Below are 20688 nucleotides of genomic sequence, written 5' to 3' on the forward strand. Positions count from 1 at the left end.
CCTCCCGTAGGAGTCTGGGCCGTGTCTCAGTCCCAGTGTGGCCGTTCACCCTCTCAGGTCGGCTACGCATCGTCGCCTTGGTGAGCCGTTACCTCACCAACTAGCTAATGCGCCGCAGGCCCATCTGCAAGTGACAGATTGCTCCGTCTTTCATTATCTCTCCAGGAGAAGAAATAAATTATCCGGTATTAGCTACCGTTTCCGGTAGTTATCCCAGTCTTACAGGCAGGTTGCCTACGTGTTACTCACCCGTCCGCCGCTAACCATCAGAGAAGCAAGCTTCTCATCAAGTCCGCTCGACTTGCATGTATTAGGCACGCCGCCAGCGTTCGTCCTGAGCCAGGATCAAACTCTCCAAGAAAGTTTGTAGCTCATTTTGAAACTGACGAGATATAATGAATTTTTGAATGAGGCAAACCCCAATCAAAAACTTCATTACTTAAAATCTCATTTGTGCTCCACAGTTCGGGGACCGAACTGCTTTGCGTTTCGACTTCATGACTGAAGTCTGTATCTCACTCGTTGTTCAGTTTTCAAAGATCAAATTCTTTCTCGTTATCAGCGAAGCTTTTCTTCGGCGACAACTTTTATAGTATATCATGCTCGACCTTTTTATGCAAGCTTTTTTTAAAATCTTTTTTTAAAGCTTTTCGCTTGCTAAGAATTCACTTTATCGTGTTTTCTTGGCCGGAATAAGAATATACCATGTGTACACAATTAATGCAACCCTTTTTTATTAAATTCATTTCATTCTGTCCATCCATGTTGTTTGGCACGGGACGCATTAAATATCGGAGAGAACATCCATGCGTCTTCTTACAATGAGTAAAAAGGGCCGTCTCCCTCCATCCGAAGGAAAACGACCCTTTTCTTCTATATATATTTATTACTCTGTGCCAAGGAAGACAAACCGGAAGATAACGATTAATGCAAGCACCCACATCAACCAGTGAATTTTGACTTTACGCTTGGTAACCAGGTTGGCGAAAATGGCCAGAATGACATAAGACAGGATACCCGCAGAGATACCGTTGGCGATACCGCCGGTGAAAGGCATCAGGATGATCGTTAGGAACGCCGGGAATGCTTCGAAGAAATCATCCCATTCAATGTTGCGCACCTGGCTCATCATCAGAACACCTACAATGATCAAGGCCGGGGCTGTCGCAGCCGAAGGAACGACCAGTGCCAATGGAGCGATAAACAGGGACAGGATGAACAGCACGCCCGTTGTTACCGCCGTAAGGCCCGTACGTCCGCCTGCTTCAACCCCTGCTGCGCTTTCTACAAAAGAAGTAACGGTACTTGTACCGAGAACCGCACCCGCACTGACGCCGACAGCGTCTACCAGCATGGCTTTACCGATCATTTTCTCGCTCTTCTCTTTGTTCTTCATCAAGCCTGCACGTGTTGCTGTACCTACCAAGGTACCGAAAGTATCGAACAATTCAACGAAAGTAAAGATAAATACGATATCAAACAGACCGATATGAAGTGCACCCTTCAGATCCAGTTGACCCACAGCCAAATTGGAGAAGGAAGGAAGCCAGTTCGCATGAGTCAGTCCGCTCAGATCCGTTACTCCCATCGGAATACCGATCAGGGTCGTAACCACGATGCCGATCAGGAGAGCGCCTTTGACGCGAAGCACCATCAACACGGCGATAAACAAAAGGCCAATCAAGGCAAGAAGAGCATCTTTATGTGAAAAGAAATCACTAAGCATCAGGTTGAAACTTGCTCCGCCAATCGGTTTGCTTGCATCCGTACCCGCATTCACCGAAATGGAGATCAGGTTGCTCAATTTGAAGCCGACCACGGCGATAAACAAACCGATACCAACCGTAATGGCGCTTTTCAAGTTTTGAGGAACAGCTACCAAGAGCATTTGACGAACCTTGGTGACAGTTAGAATGATGAAGATTATACCCGAAATAAACACCGCACCGAGTGCAGCCTGCCAGGTAATGGCACCATTCGAGCTAAGAACCACCGTCATAAAGTAAGCATTAAGCCCCATGCCCGGCGCCAACGCAATCGGAATATTAACGAACAATCCCATAATGATCGTAACCAGACCTGCACCAACTGCCGTCGCGAAGAATACGCCCTCATTCGGAATGCCGGCACCATTCTCCCCTAGAAACAAACCGTTCACGAAGAGGATGTATGCCATTGCCATAAAGGTAGTAAGGCCGGCGATAATCTCTGTCCGTACATTCGTTCCGTGTTCCTTTAACTTAAAGAAACGCTCCATTTTAACTGAATCCCCCTTAGAAAATTGAGTCAGGACGACAAAAAAGCCCGCAGACCGTCATCGATCCGCAGGCATGATGCATAAAAGAAAGAGAAGTTTGTCCGTGCATACGCTCTTAAGGATCACCCTACCAATAAGGTGTACCAAGCGCATGCATGTTATCCGCCATCTCTTCTTTTCGTAGCCAGATCATTACGGTGATCTCGTAGAAACTCCCAGGCCGATTCCCGGGATTATACGAAAATTATTTATAAATTGTCGTTTCTCACAACATTTATTCTAGGGAGATGGGCGAAAATTGTCAATAGAAAAAACGAATATTCAAACAATTGGATACAGTTATCGTTCGGAATTAGTGAGATTTATCGATTCCTATTCGATTTCAACGATCAATTCGATCTCTACGGGCGTATTAAACGGCAGTTCGTTGGCAGAAATGGCTGATCTAGCATGCTTGCCTTTTTCGCCAAAAACCTCGACCAGAAGCTCGGAAGCCCCGTTAATGACATAAGGCTGTTCGACAAAACCGTCCGCGGAATTTACGAAAGCCAGCATTTTGACAACTTGCTTCACGCGGTCCAGATCTCCCAGATGCTCCTTGAGTACCGATATCAGGTTAATCATGACCTGGCGGGCAGCGTCGTATCCCTGTTCAACCGTAAGGTCACTTCCCACTTTACCAGTATACTTCAATACACCGTTGATACGGCAGTCATTGCCGGAAGTGTACACCAGGTTGCCGACGGTTTTAGCCGGAACGTATTCCGCTACCGGGACAGGCACCTTTTCCAATACGATACCTTTTTCTTCAAGAATTTTTTCGATTTTAGCCATTACGGGTCATCTCCTTTAGTTATATTGCCGTGTGATTCACGGAAGATTAATGCCGGCAGCAGTGCTGCACCGGAATAAACACACCCGGGCGTTCATGCGTATGCTGCTGGTGCTCCATGGTTTTCCGGCCATTCACAAGCACCGCCGAAATCCCTTCCGGATAGCGGATCGGGTCTTGGTATGTAGCTGTATCGTTAATGGTAGCCGGATCAAAAATGACAATGTCGGCAGCGTAGCCCGGAACCAACAAACCTCTCTTGCCGAGCTTGAACCGCTGCGCGGGATAAGAAGTCACCTTGCGGACGGCCTGCTCCAAGGTTAGCGTTTTTTGCTTGCGGACATACTCCGCGAACAACCTCGGGAAGGTGCCGTAGGAACGCGGATGCGGTTTGCCGGTAACACAGCCCAGGCTGTCCGATGCGATCAGAGAGTAATCATATCGTATGACCTCCCGCACATCTTCTTCCGACATATGAAAATAGACAATGGATACCTGGCCATTTTCCCTCGCCAGAAGCTCCAACGCCGCATCCTCCGGATCCATACCCCACAGCTCGCTGATCTCCAGAATATGCTTACCTTCCAGCAGCTTGCCGGCGGCCGACGGGACGGACGAGACAAACACACTTTGCCATCCGGTTGAACACACCAGGTTATCCCAAGTGGTCTGTTCTTCTCGAAGCTCTTGCTTGATCTTCTTCCGTACAGACGGATCCGCAATTCGCTGAAGCGTGGAGTCAATTCCTCCCTCCAGCACCCACGGCGGAAGCACCGTCGTCAATGTGGTCGATCCTGCAGAATACGGATACACATCACAGGTGACATCCATGCCGCGGCTTCTGGCCTCATCAATCAATGCAATCGCATCCTGGGTTTGCCCCCAGTTAATTCTGCCTGCTGCCTTCAAGTGGCTGACATGCAGGGATACGCCGCTCTGCTCCGCAATCCAGATGACTTCCCTGACGGAAGCCAGCAGGTTATTGCCTTCGCCGCGAATGTGCGTGGAAAAAAGCCCACCATATGCCGCTACCACCTTGCACAGTTCTGCCAGCTCTTCTTTTGGGGTATAGCTGCCCGGTGCATACAGGAGCCCGATGGACAAGCCGATCGCTCCCGCCTTCAGCCCGTTTTCCAGCAGCCATTTCATCCGGTCAAGCTCGTCTTTGGTCGCGGGCCGGTTCGCAAAACCCATGACCGAAATGCGCAAAGCTCCGTGTGCCACATAGGTGGAGACATTTTCGGATGCCGGGGTCTTCGCCAAATGCTGCAGGTATTCCTCAATGTTCTCCCAGGGCCATGGCCAATCGGTACGCCCGATGACGGGCTCGATATAGCTCTTCAGTTCCGCGGCCCTGTCTTTGAAGTAAGGTGCTGGAGCTAGGCCGCAGTTGCCCACGACCTCCGTCGTAACACCCTGCTGCATTTTAAACTCACTCTCAGGCTGGTCCAAAATCAAAAGGTCCGAATGACAGTGTCCGTCGATGAAACCCGGAGCAACCACTTGTCCCTTGGCATCGATCCTCTCCAAAGCTTCGTCATCGGTTCTGCCCACATGGGTTATCTTACCGTCCTTAATGCCAAGCTGTCCAAAATACCACGGGTTTCCCGTTCCATCCACGAGTCTCCCGTTTTCAATAATGATATCCAGCATTTTGACTTTCCCCCGCTTCTCTAGGCCAGTTTCCCTCTCGCCAATACAGGTACGGCCCGAATTACGCCTTCCTCTGTTACGAATACTTCATTATGCAGATTGATCGTTGGGCAAATATGATTCGGCACGATTTCAAGAATGTCTCCGACATGCAAACCATGCGGTCCATTGGTACGAATCATCCCATGCTCTTCATTCATTTTCTCGAAAACCGCATCGGGATGGCCGATGATTTCACCAAACCCCTTCAAATGGAGCGGATGCTGGCCCGGCTGTACGTCGGTCGCAAAGGTTTTGCTGCCGCCGTCCACCACGAGTCTGTCATCGGCGGGAACGCTTACAACGGTGACTAGAACCTTCGCGGCCCAATTCTCTTTGGAGCACGCCCCCATGACTTCAAGCATGCGATCGTAAAAAATGTACGTTCCCGGGCGGATTTCGGTCACGCCTTCGACGGCAGCCGCATACGGAGCGGTTGGCGTCGAACCGACGCTGACGTCGCGGATGGCGATGCCACTCGCTCGCAGCTTCTCAGCCGTCTCGACCATGATACGTCCTTCTTCCTGACCCGCTGCCTCCAGATCCGTCGTACCGGCACCTTGGAAGACAGCCCCCTTAAACGTGAAAATACCGCTTAAATCAAGACCCGGCAGTGCAACGATCTGCTGCGCTAGCTCTACAGCCTTATCCGGTGCTACCCCGGTACGTGCAAGTCCGGAGTCTATTTCCAGTCGAACGGAGAGGGTTACTCCTGCTTCGACGGCCTCCCTCGAAAGAATCTTTGCTCCCTCGATGCTTTCCACGCCGACAACGACATGAATTTGACCTGCCAGTTTAATCACCCGTTTGATTTTGGATGGCGATACCACCGGATAGGCGATGAAAATATCCTTGACGCCATGCTCCGCCATGATTTCCGCTTCGCTTACCTTGGCCGCCGTAATGCCCACCGCCCCTTTGGCAAGCTGTTTCAGCGCAAACCCGGGAATTTTATGCGTCTTAATATGCGGACGGAGCTTCACTTGACTACGGGCGGCACATTCCGCCATATCATCGATATTGCGTTCCACAACTTGTTCATCAATCAGAATGCAAGGCGTTTCCAAAGACTCCATTGTTAGCACGCTTTAACTTTCCTCCTCTCAGACGTCTGTACTTAGACTCCATTATATACGATATACGCAATGAGATAAGGATTGAAATAATAAAAATCAACGAAATAAATGGCCTTATCCATTAAAATTCATGGAAACAGCGTACACGTAAGGGATAGAAAACATACGCGCAGGAGACATTACCCTATGAAAACCATAATCAACAACCGGAATAAAAACCGCATTTAGCAGAGATTTTTGCTCTATCACACTGATGATCCATGCGTTTTATTCGTTCTAATACATTAACAAAGGCAGGTGCGTTTAAGTTGTTTACACCGGATTCCGATATTGAAAACAATGATGTTTCCACCGTCCAATCTCAGCACAACGATCTAGTCGCGGAAGAGTTCCCCGAAGGACCATACGGCTCAAGCCTGGCAGCCGAGTCTATCGGCAAAAGCTCGCCGTGGCGCAAAGGACAGCACAGCCCGCGCCGGTTCGGCTACGAAAATCAGGAGCTGCATGAAGAAGAGGGAAGGCACTTTCCTGGCGAGGACCCGGTCCCGGAGAATTCGCAAAACGGGCAGAACGAAGGGTAGCTGAGCTGAGGTCTAATACAAATGAAAAAGGCTGCTTCAGGCGCTTACCGCGTCAGTTGCAGCCTTTTCGTGCATGGATAGACCAAAAAATCCGTTTCCCTCGAACAGAGGAAAACGGATTTCATATGCATCAGATACAGCTAGAAGCCTATTCCCACTCAATCGTTGCAGGTGGCTTCGAAGTTACGTCATAAACGATACGGTTTACGTTATCCACTTCGTTGACGATACGCACGGAAATCTTCTCAAGCACGTCCCAAGGAATGCGTGCCCAGTCGGCGGTCATACCGTCGATGGATGTTACGGCGCGGATGCCTACGGTGTACTTCAATTGAGTAAATTACTATTCGATTATTACGTTATTTTTTGTAATTCAATCGTAGCAGGTGGTTTTTAAAATTTCAAGTATAAACACAAAAATGACATAGCATTGATGACCGTACATTTTTTCAATAAGGTCAGCCACTTCAATCATGTTTACGCTCAGCCAATATGTCAAGATATTAGCGAAATTCTTTAAGGATATGAAAAAGAAGTAATCCATCCAAACCCTGAGAAAGTTGACGGATTACTTCTGCTTTAATGCAGGGTAAGAACCCTACTAGCTGTGTACTTGCCCTTGCCTTATTATTATAAGGTAGCTACTTATGTGTTGGTTTATATTTCCTAATTATATTTGTTACGTCGTACAAATACCCATAAGGATAAGACATAGATAAATCCCCCCATTAATATACACAATGGATATGCTAATGGCTGCATAAGATTACCTATAGGTAGGTGAGTCATACAAAAAATAATATAATTTATTAGTATTATCCCTATGAATAAGGCCATATTTAACAATAGGAATTTTGTAACGACTTTAATATTTTTTCGAAAAAGAGTACAAATGATAAGTATCGCTATAATGAATAAATATAGAAAACTTTGTTCAAAATTTGATATCAAATTTCCAAGCCGCTCTATTGCAAGAAAATCTTGCTGTGTCAAACTAGATTTCGATATATAGATTTTCGATTTATTTAATCGATGATGATCCAACAATACATAACCATAATAAGCTATTAACATTAAAATAGAATAAACAATATAAAATGAATTTAAAAAGACTTTATTTTTTTTACTATTCTTAGAGATAAATGACAATTCGCCCACCCCTTATATGCATTACCAATCGACTCAGATATCGTAACCTTCCTAAGCTCCAATAGCAATGCTTTCGGATTAATGTTTCTTAGGACTTCTTGGATATACGCTCATGTTCAGACTAAATATAATAATGACGATCTTTTCCCTCTAAGTAATTCAAGAATCCCCACTATAAATATACATTCACAGTAAAATTTTTCTTTAAAGCTTTTTTTCTCCTTTTCAAATAGAGAAACAAGAAAAACCCCCTAATATGGTTCGATATCTAACTACTTCATTTAAGTAGTCTAGATTGAACTATATTAGGGGTTAAAAAATATTAATTTTGTAATCCAGAAGCGTAGGCGTCAAAAGAATCGGTATAGTTTCCAAAATCTAAGGTATAAGAAATACCAAAATCGATAATCGCCGTGCAAGCCATCTGATAGGAACCAGTAAATGTTGCTTTAAATCCGGATTTTGAATTTCTAGCAGATACTTGGTTAAGATATGGTGAGAAGTTTAAACCCCAACTTGCATAAGCAAGATTAACTGTTGGTCCAGTTACGGTATTTACAACGTATGTATTTGGATCATACGAAAAACTACCATAAAGATTGGTTTTCCATTCCTTTGTAAATCTATTAAGAGTTTTATCGGTAGCGATATGGTAAAAATCCATTGAAGCAGTTTCACCAGTTGCTGCAAAAGGTTCAGCACCATTCAAGCTAATGGTTCCCTTAATAGAAGGATTTTGTTCTTCTACAGTGGGGATTATAAGAACATTAAAAAATTCATTTTAGAACAAAATTTATCTCTTGGATAGAAAGTTAGGCGTTTGTTTCCCAAATCTGCTCCTCCTAATTTTTTGGTTCTTCGCTCTACTTAGTGGGGAAGCACACTTATGAGACTAATCGAGTGATTTGAAATGGAGCCTCTACGGGCATGAGTTCTCACGAAAAACTGTGAGTAGCAAGCCTTCGCGTCGCTAAGGAGCGTATCATGCCCGTCTCTCCATGTAAAATCACATGTCCTTATTTCCACTCAGAGTAGCAAGGAGCCAATAAAATCACAATTTTATTTAAGGAGAAGTATGCTTCTCCGTTAACGGATTAACGTAAATTATCAATATATTTGCAATTATAATTACTTAAAAATATAGTCGCTTAACGCAGAATTTAACATAACTGTCTCAGCTTCATACTCCTTATTCTAACATTTTTAGCTCGAACCACCTAAAACTGAAAGAAGATGACCATATCCCTTTCTACTCTCCCGTTACTCGTTTCAGGAGAATCCCATACTACTACATATTGGATGATACATTCACCTGCTTCTGAACTAGACTTCCCGTTGTTGAGAAAAGGGCAGCCGACAAAGTCAGCTGCCTTCAAATGTTTTCATTGAGCTATTGTTTCCCGTTAGCTTAAAGTTTGTGGCTTTTAATAATTATATCTGGGCAAATAATTCTTGCTTTCTCGGCAGAATACCATTTACTTGGTTTACTATTATCATTTTCAGGAATCCTTGTCTCTTCAACAACTTGGTCAATAATAAAACCAGCTTTACCTAAAGCATTTATGTATGTGCTTATCCTTCGATAATTCATTATTATAGGTACTGATCTCCACGACTCATGTTTTTCAGGTCCTTCATCAACGTAAGAACGACGAAAAAATAATTTTTCTTCGTCATACTCCAATACACTATGAACCGGATGTTCCCAGCTAAATACAAATACTCCTCCTGATTTTAGTGAATCATATACATTCTTTAATGTTTTATCAAGGTTAACCGTCCATCTAAGAACGTATATAGACACTGCAATATCAAAATATGCTTCTGGCAATTCTATCATATCTTCATTGGAGACTCTATGAAGTGAATTGGTGTACTTAAGTAAGAGGTAACCCCTTTAGCGGCGTTCAATTGTGCTGTAGAAAAGTCTACACCGTATAATTCTTTAGCGCATTTATTTGCCAAGTATTCAAGGATATGACCGCTCCCACAACCAACTTCAAGGATCACTTTACCTTTCACATCACCCAACAAATTAAGTTCATTTTCATCGGGAGAATATATACCGTATCCTAAGGTATTAAATGTACCTTCAAAGAATTGGTCAGCTACTTTATTCCAACCGTCCTTATTGATTTCCAGAATTTCATGTTCTTTGGTCATTTCTGTCCCCCCCAAAAAAATATGCTTCTAATTCACCTAAACTAGTTTTCGACACTTCATAATTCATCTCCTTGTTACCTAACCTACCATAGGCTAATAAAGCAAGGAGCAGTTGCCGTGGTTTTCTGACCTTGTTTGGTTTAAACTATTCTGCCCGTTAGCTCAATAATGTTATGTTTTTCTATTTTTACAACCATCCCGAAAATGGTACTTGGTTAAGCTTAAAATCTTGAATTAGTTCATTGATTTTAGTCATAAAAAAACTCCCTTCTACCTGGTTAACAACACAGATAAAAGAGAGTAATTTTTAGCACTCAATTGTTGCACGTCAACTGGAAATCATCATGCCGATGGTGCGAAAAACCCTTGTATATCAAGGCTTCTTGGCATCTAAAAGCATCATTTCAAACCAATTCATTCCCACTCAATCGTTGCAGGTGGCTTCGAAGTTACGTCATAAACGATACGGTTTACGTTATCCACTTCGTTGACGATACGCACGGAAATCTTCTCAAGCACGTCCCAAGGAATGCGTGCCCAGTCGGCGGTCATACCGTCGATGGATGTTACGGCGCGGATACCCACAGTGTAGGAATAGGTACGCGCATCACCCATAACGCCGACACTCTTCATATTCGGGAGGGCGGTAAAGTACTGCCAGATTTCGCGGTCAAGGCCAGCCTTGGCGATCTCTTCACGCAGAATGTAATCCGAATCACGCACGATCTTAAGCTTGTCTTCGGTTACTTCACCCAGTACGCGGATAGCAAGACCCGGACCCGGGAACGGCTGACGCCATACGATTTCTTCCGGAAGGCCGCATTCTTCGCCGACTTTGCGTACTTCGTCCTTGAACAAGGTTTTCAAAGGCTCAATGAGCTTGAACTTCATGTCTTCAGGCAGTCCGCCTACATTGTGGTGCGATTTGATCGTTTGAGCCGTTGCCGTTCCGCTCTCTACGATATCCGTGTACAGTGTGCCTTGGGCCAGGAAATCAAAGTCGTCAAATTTAGCGGATTCCTCATCAAATACATAGATGAACTCGTTGCCGATAATTTTGCGTTTTTTCTCAGGATCGTCCACACCGGCAAGTTTGCCGAGGAAACGCTCGCGCGCGTCAATTTTAACAACCTTCATATCGAATTTGCCTACGAAAGTCTCCATTACGCTCTCTGCTTCGCCTTTGCGCAGCAAGCCGTGATCGATGAACATACAAGTCAGCTGATCGCCGATCGCTTTGTGAATCAGCATCGCTACGACCGAAGAATCTACGCCGCCGCTCAGCGCGCACAATACTTTGCGGTCGCCAACCTGATCGCGGATATCGCGGATCGCATCGTCGATAAAGGTTTCCATGGTCCAGTTGCCATCGCATTTGCACACTTCGTACAGGAAGTTGCGGATCATTTCATTACCGTTAACAGAGTGGCGTACTTCCGGATGGAATTGAACCGCATAAAGCTGCTTGTCCGCGTTGCTCATCGCAGCGATAGGGGCCGATTCCGTTCCCGCATCCAGCTTGAAGCCTTCCGGCAACTCAACCACATGGTCCCCGTGGCTCATCCATACCGTTTGTCTGGATTCAAGCCCTTTCGTCAATGTCGTATTCGGCGCGAATTCCAGATCCGCTTTGCCGTACTCGCGCTTCGATGCACGTTCCACTTTACCGTTCAACTGCTGAGCCATCAGCTGCATGCCGTAGCAAATGCCAAAGATCGGCACGCCCAGTTCATAAACCGCCGGATCCACATGGGGTGCATTTTCAGCATATACGCTTGAAGGCCCTCCGGAAAATACGATCCCTTTCGGGGAAAGCTCCCGGATCTTCTCTACCGGTGTATTAAAAGGCAGCAATTCGCTGTATACTCCCAAATCGCGAATGCGTCGTGCAATAAGTTGATTGTATTGTCCGCCAAAGTCCAGGACAACGATGATTTCATTTGGCTTGTTCATAACGTGCCTCCCTCAATTGTTGAAATTAATTATACGCAACGTTAATTCATACCGTCAAGAAAACCAGGCAGGCAAGCTTATGCCACTTTTTTGGAGATCCTCAGACAGCGGCGCATGAAAGCGATACACCGACTTCTGTCCAAGGGACCTTCATCATAAGCTATCCTTTCCCAATCAGCGGTAAAATCGTACAACAGGCTGCGCATTTCTTCCTGTTCAACAGGGAGGCTGTCCATATACTCTCTTACCGTAAACCCGGCGGGAGCAGCTCCGAAGCGACGGTCAAGAGCTGCCCATACCGGACGCGCGCACTTCAAGAGATCATCTTTGGCAGGGAAACGGCGGCGTGTCACGTGAAGGCGGAGCCACAACGGCAGAAGCTTCAGCCAAGGCATAAACGAAATTACGATCAGCGTCAGCAGACCTGCAAGAGCGAATCCGGTTCCCCATATCAGCTTCTTGCTCCAAAAAAAATCCACAGTACGGAATAGTTCTTTTGCAGCTAATCCGGCATATTTCAGAAGAAGGTCCCCTCCAGATGCGGACATCTGATGCAACGAAGAAACAGGCTGGGCTGTCCCGCTGGAAATGGCAAGCGCCGGCGTTGGATCAAAGGGAATCCAACCTGACTCCGGAAAGTACACCTCGACCCAGGAATGCGCGTCCCCTTCGCTAATGATATAGCGGTCTTGATGGCCCACGTCCTGGATGCCCGGTGCAAATCCCTTCACATATCTCGCGGGTATCCCTTTGCTGCGGAGGAGTACCGTCATGGCCGTGGAGAAATGGTTGCAGTATCCCTCGTGGGTCTCAAACAGAAAGTCGTCAACAAAATCTTGTCCTTCGGGCGGCACTCTCGTCTCCAGCGTATAGGTTTCATGTTCATTCAGATAGCTCTTCACAGCTTCAACCTGCTCGTAGCGGTTTGCAGCTCCCCTTGTGATCTCGGCAGCCAGATTTCTGACACGCTCAGGCAGCCCGTTCGGAAGCTGCAGATAACGTTCTCTAACGAGCTTCGGATCGACTCCGGATTCGCTGCCAAGACGCTGAGGATCGCTGTCGGGAATGTCCACCTTTACGGTGTAACCTTCCACCTGCGGCTGCCCCCTGTCTAACATAACCCTCACTGTACCAGCATCAGTGTTATGCTCGATAGCTGCAGGCAAGGCCGACCTGGCCGCAGATAACTGCAGATCCATCACTTCCGCTATCATTCCGCCTCCAAAAAGCGGAAAGCTTTGCAAGAGTGGCTGCTCAAATGTAATTTGTTGAATGACCGTCTTCATTCCAGCAGAAGGGTTGTCCCGCTCCCCCGGGATCACGCCGGGTGCATAACCCGTATTTACGGTATCTTCGGGCTCGGACCATTTTCGGCCATTATATTCGCTGAAGGTTTCCCCCCGCCAATACGTGGCGATCGGCGTTTGCGCCGTAAAATAAATGCGGTTGCCTTGATGCAAAGGAACACCCATATCATCTTCTTCGCCTGATAAATTGTATCCCGTAACCGCAGCCGCTTCACCGCCGTTGTAACCAGTCCGCACCCAGTCCGCCAGACGGTCCGCAGCCTGCTGCAAAGAGATGCGCGCTGTGGGTTTAGCCTGTGTAATGCTGCCTCCGGCCCAGCTCCCGACCACCAGAACCAGCACCAGACCGACGAGGGAAAATCCCCATAGGCTGTATACGGATCTATGAATGACATGGGATTTGCCGCTTTCCCTTAAACGGGAGAGATGAACCATTCCCTGCAGCATCAGAATCAAGGCGCTGGTACGGATAATGTCTCCATAGACCGGGAGATTCAGCAGCGTTTCAAGACAGAATAAATACAGCAGCGTGGCTGCCGCGAACAACAGAACGCTGCTGCGCAGAAGCGCTAGCGACTGCACCGAGTAGACAAGTAAAGCCCAGCCAATCATAAGCACCAGCATTCGGGATTCCTGGCTCATCATCGAAAAATTCCCCGTAGAGACAAGCAGCTTCACATCCTGCAGCAGCAAGGTGAACGATGACAAAGGCCCGGTCTCTCCGCCGCTTAATCGGATGACATAGACCCATACTCCGGCCGTGCAAAGCCCGTATAACGGCAGGGATATGGCCCATTTGAAGCAAAATACTCCCAGCAGAAGCAGCAGCCCCGTAAATATATACATGACCCCAAACCATTCTCTGCTGACTGACATCACATCCAGCGGCTTTAACGGAATAAGCCATTCCATGAAAAGCCCCATCAAAGGCAGCGAAATCCATATCCGGTACAATAGAGGATCTTTTCCATTCTCCATGTTAGACCGCGCCCTCCCCTTGAGGAGCCTGTTCCATCAAACCGATTCTTGTCACCAGATCCTGATTGACGGCAAACATTCTGACACCCATCCGCGATACATGGACCGCCGTCGCAAATGAAGAAGCGTTCCCCGACTGTCTGCCCTGTTTGCCGCCTTCCTTGCTGTCTGGCTGACCATACAATGCGGTGCAATAACAGTCGACCTGCACGCCACCGGCAAGCAGACGTGCGGCTGCGTCAGCCCCCTGCTTGTCCAGCTTACCGGTAATGACAATGACACGCGTACCTGGTACCATCTTTTGTACTTTTTCATCTATTATTGACGAAAGCGCCGGTCCGTTTCCCATCCTGACCGTGGACAATGCGGCAAGCATTTGGGTATAAGCATCGCGGCTGCTCGCAGCCCCACCTTCGTCTGTGGCCGTCAAACGGTTCTCGTTGACATCCAATCCCCCGCATACGAATTTGCCTCTCGCGCCGGTGCGCATCATCTCGCCCAGCATTCCGGAGGCTGTCGATACAGCTCTCTCAAAAGATAAACTTTCGATTTCCCGTTTCTGTTCCTCTGTTTCTTCGCCGCTAACATACCCCTGAAATGAACAGTCCAAAACCACCAGGCAGAACGGGTCACGCTCATCCTCTGGCAGAGAGGTTTGAAGACTTCCGCGTTTTGCAGAGCTTTTCCAATGAATCCGGTTCATCGGATCGGAAGGCAGGTACTCTCTGACTTCGGGACTTTTGATGCCATTTCGGTGTTCTGCCATTTGCACAGACTGCAGCGCCGCCTGCGCAGCGGCAGCAGAAGGCAAATCGAAAACGCCCGTTATCGGAAACGGCCGAGGCAGGACCACAAGACGGCCTTCAGACCTCTGCACACGACCGCCCTTAAACCAGCCGAACAGCCCGCCCCATTCAAACAGGCAGGCATCAAAGGAATATACGCCGCGCGGCAGACCGCGAAGCTCGCAGCTATACTCCAAGCTGCGCCGAAATCCCGGAAAGAGAATTTGCCGGCTGCTCCCTCCGGTATAGTAGTCTTCCACGGCAAGCCACGCAATGGGCATGAATGAACGAAACTTCACCTGCACCTTCATCTCCGCGGTTTCGCCAGCGGGGATGACGGACTGTGACATTTGACGGTTAACGGTAATGCCCCGCAGACCCAAACATTGCATCAGAAGGCCGGAAACCATAATCAATCCCGCTAACATCAGCATATAAAGCGCCGAGGCTCCCCCATGCCAGCGATACAAAACGGCCAAAATGCCAAGTATAACAGCGCCGCCTGTCCACTCAGCCACCCGCCTCCTCATGGCCGTACCCCTTTACGCGCAGCATGAGGGACGACTAGACGCGTTAGCAGTTCCTGCACAATATCCTCGCTTTGCACACCGGCCAGCATTGCTTCATGGCTAAGAAGCAGCCTGTGAGCCAACACAGGAACAGCCGTATGTTTGACATCATCCGGAATCACGTACGAGCGTCCTGCCATATAGGCAGCTGCCTGCGAAGCCAGCATCCAGGCAAGCGTTCCACGAGGACTGATTCCCAGCTGCAGCTTGGAATGATGCCTTGAAGCATCCGCCGTTTGCACCAGCATCAGCTTGATGGAGTCATCTACGAAAACTCCCTTGACCTCACGCTGCAAGCTTTCCATTTCCTCCGCGAGCATCACCGGCTTGATTCGTTCCAGTGGATGCACGCCCTGCATGCGGGATAACAGCTCCATTTCCTGCTCTGGCTCCGGATATCCGAGCTGAATTCGCATGAGGAAGCGGTCCAGCTGCGCTTCGGGAAGCCGGTAAGTCCCTTCGAATTGCAGAGGATTTTGCGTCGCCAAAAGCAAAAACGGGCGCGGCAAAGGGTAAGTCATGCCGTCTACGGTGATCCGGCGCTCCTCCATTGCCTCAAGCAGGGCCGATTGAGTCCGCGGCGAAGCACGATTAAGCTCATCGGCAAGCACCAGATTAGACATCATCGGTCCGGGGCGGAATTCGAATGTACCGCTTTGCTGGCGGTATACTGAGGTCCCCGTCACATCCGCCGGCATCAAATCATACGTAAACTGAATGCGGCCGAAGCTCGCGCCAAGGCAGGCTGCAAGCGCCCTTACAAGCATGGTTTTGCCAACACCCGGCATGTCTTCAAGCAGAATGTGTCCGCCACACAGCATGGACATAAGTGCCAGCCTGATCTGGGCTTCTTTTCCGACAATGACCGTACCTACACGGGCTATGACCCGTTCAAGCAGTTCAGGCGCGAAGTCCTGATCTTGTATAGAAGGAGTAGACAATTTCATAACCTCCGATTCATTTGGGAGTTGAATTTCTGATCGAAATCTATGAAATTCAGTCTCTCCATAAATGAAAGGAAGTAGACATTGTCTTATATGGATTTTGATAGATTCTTAGAATACTTTGATCCGTCGCTCTTCATTGTTCTCGGATGCTGAGATATTCGCATACCCTGCGCTGGCAAAGAAATCACGCACGGGTATCCAGACCGCATCGTTCATCAGGCTTACGGATGTGGACAGTGCAGATGTCTTCTTGCCCGATACCATCACCGTCAGCAGACCGGAATTCGTATCGATCTTTAACACGGTATCCGTATCCGCGAGCAGGGTGACGCCCGCCGTCTGCGTTTTTGCATCCCAGACCGCCGTGCCGCCAAGTCTTTCCGCAACTGCGCGGACCGGAACCAGATAGTGTCCGTTCTCATACCGGTATTCGCCGGGCTGAAGCGTCGTTTCTTGTGGCCCCACTTCAAGTCGGAGCGGTTTGCCATTGTCAAACAAAGCCGTGTTACCGGCAACATGAGACTGTACCCAGGACTCGCTCGGAGCGCCCCGCTTTAACTGCTTGGCCTTGGCATTCACCTTGAACTGTACAGGCTCTTGGTCCGGCGACAGAACCCCAAATTGAAAGCCCTTGCTCTTATACCAGGATATGACCTTCGGCAATGCCTTCACGCTCTCGCCGTGGCCGCTTCCGTCATGCATCAAAAGCACAACCTGATCGGATTTCACCGGCGTTTCGGCCCCTTTGATGATTTCGGCTTCAGGCACTCCCTTGCGCTTCGAATCGCCGCTATCCACATTCCAATCCGTTACGATGTATCCTCCTTGCTTCATTAGACTAAAATAAGTATCATCGAAGTGCCCCGCCGTTCCGCCGGGCGCTCTCACCAATTGCGGACGGATCCCGGTAATCCGGTTTATCTCTTCTTCGGTTTTCTTGATTTGATCCCAGAAGACAGGAAATCCGCTATAAAGTTCTGTATAATTATGATTATACGTATGATTGCCGATAGCATGTCCTTCTTCATAAATGCGCTGCAGCAGCTCGGGGTTACGCTTGACCTGCTCACCGAGGACGAAGAAGGTGGCATGGATATTATTTTTTTTCAAAATATCAAGAACCTCGCCGGTTAAAGCACTCGGTCCATCGTCAAACGTAAGGTAGACCGTTTTGCCGGTTGCCGCTGAGGCAGTTTTCGCTTGGGGAGATGGTGAAGAAGCATAGAACGGTTGAACCTGCTGCTTGCTTTCCGGCTGGTCCGGTGCTTTCGCGGCAGCCTCTTGCGGATGCCAAAGAAACGAGCCTTCTCCGGGAAAAGAAAAAAGCATCAACAGCAGCACAACAAGTCCGAAGCAAGCCGCTCTTTTTTTACGATGTAACAACCAATTAACCATGACGAATACCTCCACTATTTCTATGAATTCTGCTTTCTGGTAGATTATATGGTGGATGGCTTGAAAATAGACTTTGAGTCTGACTTTTTAAAGCAAGAAGCAAGCACAACTTGGATCTGGTTTGGAGTGAGTCCGTTGGAACTATTGAAGTGGATACAGCTATTGTTTGGTGATTATGGTTACATCGTTTTGTTTTTGGGTCTCGTTCTGGAGTTTATCGCGCTCCCGTTCCCGGGTGAAACGACGATGGCCTATGCGGGGTATCTCTCCTACGCGGGTAAATTGCATTTCGGCTGGCTGCTCGCGCTCGCATTCTTGGGCACGACCATTGGGATTACCATCACGTATTTCATTGGTTTGAAGGCTGGACTTCCTTTTATACAACGGTATGGAAAATGGGTGCTGTTGTCTGAACATAAGCTTGAGCGTGCTCAGAAGTGGTTCAACAAATACGGCCAGAGCTTGGTTTTTCTAGGTTACTTCATTCCTGGGGTACGCCATTTCACAGGATATTTCGCGGGGATGATCAACCTTTCCTTCCGGAGGTTTGCCCTGTATGCATACAGCGGCGCATTATTATGGGTTGTGCTGTTCCTGAGCATCGGCAAGCTTTTTGGTCCGCAATGGAACCTGGCCTTTCACGTCGTGGAAAAATACTCGATCTGGGTAGTCGGAGCGATTGTGGTGATCCTTCTCACCTTCCTGATCTACCGCTTCAGAAAGCCGCTCTCATCGCTGATGTACAAGCTGGTGCGCAAACTTAAGCCTAAACCGATATCCAAAACGTTAAAATAGATAGGTCGCAGTAGACGAAAAAAGACGCATCCTGCCCAGGGCAGGTGCGTCTTTTCTACTTATCGAATCGATAATGGCATTAACCTTTTGCGTTAGCCGTCGTTCCGCTTACTTTGTTCATTTCCACTTTCAGGTTTTCATCTTGCGGTTTGGTCTTCTTAATGAAGAAGGCCAGGATCAGCGCAGCGACGCTGAGCCATGTAGCAATGACGAAAGCATCGTTGATACCGTGAACCATGGACTGCGCGGACAATGCGGCCATTTGAGCCTTGTCCGTTGCTTTGGCTGCACCTGATTTAATACCTTCGGTAACATAATGCTTCGTTTGCGAGGTCATTACCGTCACCAGAATGGCCGTACCAATCGAGCCGGAAATCGTACGCAGCGTGTTGGACATGGCCGTACCATGCGCATTCATGCTCCGTGGCAGCTGGTTCAGACCTGCAGTCTGGATCGGCATCATCATCAGAGACATACCAAACATGCGGACCGTATAAATAATCATCATGTGCGCATACGATGTATCTACTGTCAAACGGCTGAATTCATATGTCATGCCTACCGTAATTGCCAGGCCAATGACCGAAAGCCAACGTGCACCGATTTTATCGAAAATCGCTCCGGTAATCGGCGACATGATCCCCATCAGAATGGCACCCGGAAGCATCATCAGACCGGATTCCATCGGTGTAAAGCCACGGATGTTCTGCAGGAACAGCGGCATAAGAATCATACCTGCATACATCGCCATGGTAACAATGACGTTAATGATCGTCGTCAGCGTAAACATGTTATATTTGAAGATCCGGAACTCCAGCATCGGAGTCTTGGAAATAAACTGTTTCCAAACGAATGCAACGAGAGCGATCGCGCCAATCACGAGCGTCCAGATAACTCTAGGGCTGTTCCAGCCGTCGGTACCCGCGTCACTGAATCCATACAAGAGCCCGCCGAAACCGATGGTGGACAGGATGACAGAGACCGCATCGAATCTCGGTTTGGTTACCTTGGTTACGTTTTTCAAGAAGAAAATACCGATTAATGTCGCAATGAGGGCAAATGGCAAAATAATATAGAACAGAACGCGCCAAGAATGATGTTCAACGACATAACCGGATAATGTTGGCCCGATCGCCGGTGCCAAAATCATGGCAATCCCCATCATGCCCATGGCCGATCCGCGTTTTTCAATAGGGAAAATGTTCAGGAATACGACCGTCATGAGCGGCATCAGAATCCCTGCGCCACCCGCTTGAATCAAACGGCCGATCATCAAAATGGCAAAGGATGGCGACAAGGCGCATATCAACGTTCCTATCGAGAACAGCGACATCGCTGAGATAAATAACTGCCTTGTCGTAAACCTGGCAATCAAAAAGGCTGTGACCGGGATCAAAACGCCATTAACCAGCATGTAGCCGGTCGTTAGCCATTGCCCCGTGTTAGCCTGGATTCCAAGATCATCCATAATCTTAGGTAGGGCAACATTCATCAGCGTTTGATTCAAAAACGCCACAAAAGCGCCGATGAGCAAAGCGGCGATAATCGGCCCTTTCTTAATGTGCTCTATTGACTGAGCTTGGCTGCTATTCATAATGTACTTCTCTCTCTCCCTTTTTGTGTAAGTATGTCGATAATCTGTTGATGCGTCTGAAGCATATGACTCCGATCCTCTTCACTGATATGTAAAAGAGGTTCAAGATAACAGTTACAGGTGTTTTCCGTCCGCTTTCGCAATTCATCCCCTTCCTCTGTATTTCTCAGCGTGATGGATCTTCGGTCTGTCTCGGAGCGCTTGCGTTCAACCATCCCCGCTTTGACAAGCCTGTCCACGACACCGCTGGTCGTGCTGTTTCCTATAAGAATGAAATCTGCCAGCTCCGTGAGTCCGATATCCGGATGATCGCGAAGCGTTCGCAGTACTAGATATTGAATCCAGGTGGTTCCAAGCGCTCCCGCATCCTTCCAGAACAGCTGGTAAAAGCTCAGGTGCACTTGCCGAAAAGAGTACAACAATTCAAGAATATGTTTCTGCGAATCCAAACCAGTTCACCCTGTTTCATAATCTATTCCATACCCTAATATTTCGCATACGAATTAGTTTAATGCCTACATGTTTCTATGTCAACAAAAATATAAGAACAAATTTACATATCATTTTACATTCTTCTTTCAATTATTATTGTAGTGCTTTCATTTCGATTTCGTC

At 47.8% G+C, this 20688-nt stretch carries 16 protein-coding genes, 1 rRNA gene, 1 pseudogene and 1 riboswitch; of the genes and pseudogenes, 2 read left to right on the forward strand and 16 right to left on the reverse strand.

What is annotated here, in order from left to right; genetic code table 11:
- The 5 genes from GRF59_RS18175 to GRF59_RS18195 form a co-directional block, all read right to left on the reverse strand.
- A 16S ribosomal RNA gene (locus GRF59_RS18175) occupies positions 1 to 361 on the reverse strand; the annotation flags it as partial.
- Positions 362 to 886: 525 nt separating this feature from the next.
- On the reverse strand, positions 887 to 2257 hold the full coding sequence (locus GRF59_RS18180; RefSeq protein ID WP_160499151.1) for an NCS2 family permease: 1371 nt from the start codon (positions 2255 to 2257) through the stop codon (positions 887 to 889).
- 161 nt (positions 2258 to 2418) lie between these two features.
- Positions 2419 to 2518, reverse strand: a riboswitch (purine riboswitch).
- A gap of 111 nt (positions 2519 to 2629) precedes the next feature.
- Positions 2630 to 3091 (reverse strand): RidA family protein, encoded by a 462-nt coding sequence (locus tag GRF59_RS18185; protein WP_160499152.1) that lies wholly within the window; start codon positions 3089 to 3091, stop codon positions 2630 to 2632.
- Positions 3092 to 3137: 46 nt separating this feature from the next.
- Positions 3138 to 4742 (reverse strand): N-acyl-D-amino-acid deacylase family protein, encoded by a 1605-nt coding sequence (locus GRF59_RS18190; protein ID WP_160499153.1) that lies wholly within the window; start codon positions 4740 to 4742, stop codon positions 3138 to 3140.
- 20 nt (positions 4743 to 4762) lie between these two features.
- Positions 4763 to 5857 (reverse strand): alanine racemase, encoded by a 1095-nt coding sequence (locus tag GRF59_RS18195; RefSeq protein WP_160499705.1) that lies wholly within the window; start codon positions 5855 to 5857, stop codon positions 4763 to 4765.
- Between the two features lie 308 nt (positions 5858 to 6165).
- Between GRF59_RS18195 and GRF59_RS18200 the strand changes: the two genes are divergently transcribed.
- Entirely contained in the window at positions 6166 to 6438 is a 273-nt protein-coding gene (locus GRF59_RS18200) for a hypothetical protein (RefSeq protein WP_160499154.1), read from the forward strand.
- Between the two features lie 148 nt (positions 6439 to 6586).
- Here the strand turns inward: GRF59_RS18200 and GRF59_RS18205 are convergent.
- From GRF59_RS18205 to GRF59_RS18245, 9 genes and pseudogenes are all read right to left on the reverse strand, one after another.
- Positions 6587 to 6763: pseudogene (locus tag GRF59_RS18205) on the reverse strand (GMP synthase (glutamine-hydrolyzing)); the annotation flags it as partial.
- A 1146-nt stretch (positions 6764 to 7909) separates the two neighbouring features.
- Positions 7910 to 8296, reverse strand: a complete 387-nt coding sequence (locus GRF59_RS18210) for a hypothetical protein (RefSeq protein WP_160499155.1) — start codon at positions 8294 to 8296, stop codon at positions 7910 to 7912.
- Between the two features lie 699 nt (positions 8297 to 8995).
- Complete coding sequence (locus tag GRF59_RS30030; RefSeq protein WP_160499156.1) at positions 8996 to 9427, reverse strand: class I SAM-dependent methyltransferase; 432 nt, start codon at positions 9425 to 9427, stop codon at positions 8996 to 8998.
- Positions 9424 to 9750: a class I SAM-dependent methyltransferase gene (locus GRF59_RS30035; protein ID WP_160499157.1), complete on the reverse strand. Its 327-nt coding sequence runs from the start codon at positions 9748 to 9750 to the stop codon at positions 9424 to 9426. Before GRF59_RS30035 ends, GRF59_RS30030 begins: the two co-directional genes overlap by 4 nt.
- Positions 9751 to 10164: 414 nt before the next feature.
- Positions 10165 to 11703, reverse strand: coding sequence for a glutamine-hydrolyzing GMP synthase (guaA, locus tag GRF59_RS18225; protein WP_160499158.1), 1539 nt, complete (start codon positions 11701 to 11703; stop codon positions 10165 to 10167).
- A 77-nt stretch (positions 11704 to 11780) separates the two neighbouring features.
- Positions 11781 to 13988, reverse strand: a complete 2208-nt coding sequence (locus GRF59_RS18230) for a transglutaminase TgpA family protein (RefSeq protein WP_160499159.1) — start codon at positions 13986 to 13988, stop codon at positions 11781 to 11783.
- A 1-nt stretch (position 13989) separates the two neighbouring features.
- On the reverse strand, positions 13990 to 15291 hold the full coding sequence (locus GRF59_RS30145; RefSeq protein ID WP_160499160.1) for a DUF58 domain-containing protein: 1302 nt from the start codon (positions 15289 to 15291) through the stop codon (positions 13990 to 13992).
- 8 nt (positions 15292 to 15299) lie between these two features.
- A complete protein-coding gene (locus GRF59_RS18240; RefSeq protein ID WP_160499161.1) occupies positions 15300 to 16289 on the reverse strand; it encodes an AAA family ATPase in 990 nt (329 codons plus the stop codon).
- Between the two features lie 108 nt (positions 16290 to 16397).
- Positions 16398 to 17684 (reverse strand): polysaccharide deacetylase family protein, encoded by a 1287-nt coding sequence (locus tag GRF59_RS18245; RefSeq protein ID WP_237391909.1) that lies wholly within the window; start codon positions 17682 to 17684, stop codon positions 16398 to 16400.
- Positions 17685 to 17819: 135 nt separating this feature from the next.
- On the opposite strand from GRF59_RS18245, the gene GRF59_RS18250 reads away from it, so the two are divergent.
- On the forward strand, positions 17820 to 18479 hold the full coding sequence (locus tag GRF59_RS18250) for a DedA family protein (RefSeq protein ID WP_160499707.1): 660 nt from the start codon (positions 17820 to 17822) through the stop codon (positions 18477 to 18479).
- A gap of 79 nt (positions 18480 to 18558) precedes the next feature.
- Here GRF59_RS18250 and GRF59_RS18255 read toward each other — a convergent pair whose 3' ends face one another.
- Both GRF59_RS18255 and GRF59_RS18260 read right to left on the reverse strand, forming a co-directional pair.
- Entirely contained in the window at positions 18559 to 20073 is a 1515-nt protein-coding gene (locus GRF59_RS18255) for a DHA2 family efflux MFS transporter permease subunit (RefSeq protein ID WP_160499162.1), read from the reverse strand.
- Positions 20070 to 20522, reverse strand: a complete 453-nt coding sequence (locus tag GRF59_RS18260; RefSeq protein WP_160499163.1) for a MarR family winged helix-turn-helix transcriptional regulator — start codon at positions 20520 to 20522, stop codon at positions 20070 to 20072. The genes GRF59_RS18255 and GRF59_RS18260 overlap by 4 nt, the downstream gene beginning before the upstream one ends.
- Between the last annotated feature and the right edge of the window lie 166 nt (positions 20523 to 20688).

The sequence above is a fragment of the Paenibacillus dendrobii genome (genome assembly GCF_009807035.1).
Classification (GTDB): Bacteria; Bacillota; Bacilli; order Paenibacillales; family Paenibacillaceae; genus Paenibacillus_AQ; species Paenibacillus_AQ dendrobii.